This window comes from Cellulomonas iranensis NBRC 101100 = JCM 18110 (genome assembly GCF_001552375.1).
Classification (GTDB): domain Bacteria; phylum Actinomycetota; class Actinomycetes; order Actinomycetales; family Cellulomonadaceae; genus Cellulomonas; species Cellulomonas iranensis.
Genome location: NZ_BCRB01000143.1, coordinates 1 through 5,203 on the forward strand (window position 1 = coordinate 1; position 5,203 = coordinate 5,203).

3 protein-coding genes and 1 pseudogene are annotated in these 5,203 nt (G+C 75.7%); all 4 read right to left on the bottom strand.

The window, feature by feature from the left end:
* Positions 1–106: 106 nt before the first annotated feature.
* Complete coding sequence (locus CS2_RS17580) at positions 107–1,024, bottom strand: type IV toxin-antitoxin system AbiEi family antitoxin (RefSeq protein ID WP_156442205.1); 918 nt, start codon at positions 1,022–1,024, stop codon at positions 107–109.
* Between the two features lie 341 nt (positions 1,025–1,365).
* Positions 1,366–3,486 carry a 3-hydroxyacyl-CoA dehydrogenase NAD-binding domain-containing protein gene (locus CS2_RS17585; protein WP_070320946.1) on the bottom strand — a complete coding sequence of 707 codons (2,121 nt, stop codon included), beginning with the start codon at positions 3,484–3,486 and terminating at the stop codon, positions 1,366–1,368.
* On the bottom strand, positions 3,483–4,721 hold the full coding sequence (locus CS2_RS17590; RefSeq protein WP_070320947.1) for a thiolase family protein: 1,239 nt from the start codon (positions 4,719–4,721) through the stop codon (positions 3,483–3,485). The genes CS2_RS17585 and CS2_RS17590 overlap by 4 nt, the downstream gene beginning before the upstream one ends.
* Before the next feature lie 197 nt (positions 4,722–4,918).
* Positions 4,919–5,203, bottom strand: a pseudogene (locus CS2_RS19210) (ribonuclease D); the annotation flags it as partial.

Sequence of the window (5,203 nt, forward strand, 5' to 3'; positions counted from 1 at the left end):
CCACCCCTCATGTCCTTGAGAGTGCGATCGAGTCGTCGCCACCCCGTGACCGTGCCCAGCACAGCACGCTCGGGTCGGGCGGTGAGGGCGACGGCGGACGCGGTGGTCACCACGTCTGACGACCCAGCACGACCCCCTCGTGCCGGATGAGCTCGGCGACGGCTCTCTCGAGCGCGTTGCGGCTCCCGAGGACGTCGCCCCGGTGGACCCCGATGACGGTCCAGCCGAACCGGATCCGCAGGTCGTCCCGTCGACGTTCGTCGGCCCGTCGCTGCGCCACCGTCCGGTGATGGTGCTCGTCGCCGTCGTACTCGACGCCGACGCGGGCGTCGCGGTAGCCGAGGTCCAGGCGGTAGACCTCGCGACCGCCGTGACGGATCGAGATCTGCGCCTCAGGCCGGGGAAGACCGGCCTCGAACAGCCGGAGGCGGAGCCAGGACTCGCCGGCCGACTCGGTCTGCGGTTCGCAGAGCTCGATCAGCCGACGGGCGCGCGCGATGTTGCGTGCCCCGGGCAGCTCGCGCGCGCGGCGCACGAGTCGTGCGGGGTCGACGAGGCCCGCGTGCGCGAAGGCGTCGATCGCGGCGAGGCCGATGTACCCGGGTGCGTACCGGGCGAGGTCCAGTGCCGTGCGTTCGGCCGTCGTGGCGGGTACGCCACCGAGCACGGTGACGTCGGCCGCGGGCAACGCGCCGGTCCAGCACTGCTGCCCGGGCCGTCGGACGCGAGGCACTGCCGTCGGGACGATGCACTGCAGGCGGGGTGGCCGCAGGTGCAGCCCGGGGGCGCGCGTGTCGACACCGTGCAGCCACGCAGCGGTCTCACGGCACACGGCGGCGCCACGGGGCAGCACCGTGCTGATCGCGCGAGCCCGTGTGGCGGGGTCCTCGAGCAGGTCCCGACGGACGAGCACGCTGCGGAACAGCTGGACGTACCGCCCTGACGTGACGAGCCGGTGGCTGGCGGCCCAGGTGGAGCCGGTGGCGCGGAGGTGACGCATGTCGAGCACGGGGGCGTCCTGCATCCGCACACGGTCGCGGTCACCGGGCCGCGAGACGCACACGGGGCTCGTGGCCGTGGACGACTCTGCCGCGCACCGACTCTGAGGGCGGCTCGGGGCATCGGTGACCACGGCGCGGCGCGCTCAGGGCGACCCGGTCGCTGGATCGCACTCTCGTGAGCCGGTGAGTGGGTGAGTGGGCGTGCGGCGACGACGTGCCGCGGCGACGCGGTCAGCTGGATCGCACTCTCGCGAGAGTGGTGGGGGTGGGCGTGTGACTGGATTGCGCTCTCGCGGGAGGGGTGGGCGAGGGCGGTGCGGTGACTGGATCGCACTCTCGCGGGAGGGTGGGAGGCAAGGAGGGGTCAGGAGTGGGGGACGTTCGCGACGCCGTCGGGCAGGAGGCGGCGCCCCAGGATCCGCTCGCTGTAGCCGCGGCGGTCCAGGTACGGCGTGATGCCGCCGAGGTGGAAGCCCCAGCCGGCGCCGAGGATCATGCACAGGTCGATCTGCTGCGGCGTCGCGACGACGCCCTCGTCGAGCATGTGCCCGATCTCGACCGTGAGCGCCGTGAGGACGGCGTCGAGCACGCCCGCCTCGTCGAGCGGCGTCGCGTCGGCCGCGCCCTCACGGGCCGCGTCGAACACCGACTGCACCGCGGGGTCCACGCGCTTGGGCAGCCCGCGGGCCGCCGCCGGACGCACCACCGGCGTGCCCTCGGCGACGAGCTTCTCGAGCCCGGGGGAGCGCGGGAACCGGTCGCCGAGGTCGTCGCGCAGCGACGTCAGCACGTGCAGGCCGACCGCGGGTCCCACGAGGTCGAACAGCTCGAACGGCGGCATCGGCAGGCCCAGCGGGTCGAGCGCACGGTCCGCCACCTCGACCGGCGTGCCGTGCTCGACCGCGTCGACGATCACGCCGAGCAGCAGCACCAGCAGCCGGTTGACGACGAACCCGGGGCGGTCCCGCACGAGCACCGCGGTCTTGCGCAGCTGCGCCGCGACCGCGAACCCGGTGGCCAGCGCCTCGGCCGACGTGTGCTCGGCCTGCACGACCTCGACGAGCGGCATCGCCGCGACCGGGTTGAAGAAGTGCAGGCCGACGACGCGCTCGGGGTGGCGCAGGTCGGCGGCCATGCGCGTCACCGACAGGGCTGACGTGTTGGTCCCGAGCACCGCGTCGGGCGCGACCACGTCCTCGAGCTCGGCGAGCACGCGCTTCTTGAGGTCGAGGACCTCGGTGACCGCCTCGATGACGAGGTCGCAGTCGGTGAACACGGCGATGTCGGTCGAGCCCGTGACCTGGGCGGTGATGCGCGCACCGGCGTCGGAGGTCATGCGCCCCGACGACACGAGCCGCTCGACCGTCGAGCGGACCGTCGCGAGCCCGTGCGCGACGCGCTCCTCGTCCAGGTCGCGCATCACGACCGGGACCCCGAGCCGCTGCGCGAGCAGCAGCGCGATCTGCGCGGCCATGAGCCCGGCACCGACGACGCCGACGCGCGTGACCGGCCGGGCGAGCGCGCGGTCCGGGGCGCCGGTCGGCCTGCGGCCGCCCTGCACGAGCCCGAACGCGTACACGCTCGCGCGCATCTCGTCGCTCATGATGAGGTCGGCCAGCGCCTCGTCCTCCGCCGCGAACGCGGTGTCCCGGTCGGCGTCGCGCGCGGCCTCGAGCAGGTCGAGCGCGCGGTAGGGGGCGGGGCGCGAGCCGTGCACCACGGCGTCCAGGTGCCGGCGCGCACCCTCGACGACCGTGCGCCAGGTCGCGGCGTCGTCGAGCGGCCGCCGCGGCACCGTCACCTCGCCGGCGAGCACGCGCGCCGCCCAGCGCACCGACTCCTCGAGGAAGTCCGCAGGGTCGAGCACGACGTCGACGAGCCCGATCTCGGCGGCCTGCTGCGCCGTGAACGGCTTGTTCGCGGCGGGCCGGGTGAGGACCACGTCGACGGCCCGCTCGATCCCGACGAGCCGCGGCACGAGGTACGCGCCGCCCCACCCGGGGACGAGGCCCAGCCCGGTCTCGGGCAGCGCGAGCGCCCGCACGTCGGCGGACGCCGTGCGGTAGTCGCAGTTCAGCGCGACCTCGAGCCCGCCGCCGAGCGCCGCGCCGTTGACGAACGCGAACGTGGGGACCCCCAGCTCGCCCAGCAGCCGGTACGCGGCGTGGCCGCCGCGCCCGAGCGCGAGCGCGTCGTCGCGCGACGTCACGCCGGCGACCTGCGTGAGGTCGGCGCCCGCCGCGAGGTAGCACGGCTTGCCGGTGACGGCCAGCGCCGCGATCTCGCCGCGGTCCGCTCGGGCCTGCTGCGTGCGCAGCACGTCCGCGAGCTCGGCGACGCCGCGCGGCCCGAGCGTCGTGGGCTTCGTGTGGTCCAGCCCGTTGTCGAGCGTCACCAGCGCGAGCGTGCCGAGCCAGCCGGGCAGGCGGACGTCGCGGACCAGGGCGTGCGTGACGCGCTCCTCGCGCGGCGCGGTCGTGCTCATCGGGCGGCCTCCTCGCCGGTGAAGTGGGGGTTCTCCCAGACGACCGTGCCGCCCTGCCCCAGGCCGACGCACATCGTCGTGAGGCCGTAGCGGACGTCGGGGCGCTCGGCGAACTGCCGCGCGAGCTGCGTCATGAGCCGGACGCCCGACGACGCGAGCGGGTGTCCGACCGCGATCGCGCCGCCGTACGGGTTGACGCGGGGGTCGTCGTCGGCGATGCCGAACGCGTCGAGGAACGACAGCACCTGCACCGCGAACGCCTCGTTGATCTCGACGAGCCCGACGTCGTCGATCGTCAGGCCCGCGCGCTCGAGCGCGCGGCGCGTCGCGGGCACGGGCCCCAGGCCCATGACCTCGGGCTCGACGCCCGCGTACGCGAACGACACGAGCCGCATGCGCACCGGCAGGCCCAGCTCCTCGGCGACGTCCTCGGCGGCGAGCAGGCAGGACGCGGCGCCGTCGGTCAGGGGAGCCGAGGTCGCGGCGGTGACGCGCCCGCCGGGGCGGAACGGCGTGGGCAGGTCGGCGACCGCGGCGAGGGTCGTACCGGGTCGCGGCGGCTCGTCGGCGGTCGCCAGGCCCCAGCCGCGCTCGGGGTCGCGCAGCGCGACGGGCACGAGGTCGGGCTCGATGCGCCCGGACGCCAGCGCCGCGGCGTACCTCTCCTGGCTCGCGACGCCGTACGCGTCGGCGCGCTCCTTGGTCAGCTCCGGGAACCGGTCGTGCAGGTTCTCGGCCGTGACGCCCATGTTGAGCGCGTCCGGGGCGACGAGCCGCTCGGCCAGGAAGCGGGGGTTCGGCTCGGCGTCGAAGCCCATGGGGTGGTGGCCCATGTGCTCCACGCCGCCCGCGATCGTCACGTCCTGCGCGCCGACCCCGATCGCCGCGGACGTGGTCGTCACGGCGGTCATGGCCCCGGCGCACATCCGGTCGATCGCGAACCCCGGGACGGTCGGGGGCAGGCCCGCGAGCATCGCGACCGTGCGCCCGAGCGTCAGGCCCTGGTCCCCCTGCTGCGTGGTCGCGGCGAGCGCGACGTCGTCGACGCGCTCGGGCGGGAGCTGCGGGTGGCGGCGCAGCAGCTCGCGCACGGTCCGCACGGCGAGGTCGTCGGCGCGGGTGTGCGCGTACAGCCCGTCCTTGCGGGCGCGCCCGAACGGGGTGCGGACCCCGTCGACGAAGACCACGCTGCGGCCGTGCTGCGACCGGGCGGCGGCGGGGGAGGTGCTCGGCATCTGTCCTCCTGGGGGACGGCGGTGTCCGGTGGAGCGCGCGAGGTGCGTCGTCGCGCGGCCGGGACCATGGTCCCTGGACGCACGAAGTTACTCAAGAGTAACAGCGGCGGACCAGCGCGTTCCCGCGCACCACCGAGCATGCCGGAGCGTGCCCCCGACGGCGCGTCGGGAGGCCGCCGGCGGGGTCACCGCCGGGCTCAGGCCGTGGCGAAGGCCGCCGCGAGCCGGTCCGCGAGCAGCTCGACCTGCCACGCGCGCGCACCGCCCGCCGTCAGCGTCGCCGCGACCGCCGCGGCGTCGAGCGGGGCCGGCGGCGACCAGCACAGCCGCCGCAGCAGGTCCGGCTGCAGCAGGTTCTCGACGGGCACCGTGTGCTGCTCCGAGAGCTCGGCCACCACCGCGCGCGCCGCCGCGAGACGCGCGGCCGCCGCGGGGTCGCGGTCCGCCCAGGCCCGCGGCGGCGGCGGGCCGTCGCTCGCGGG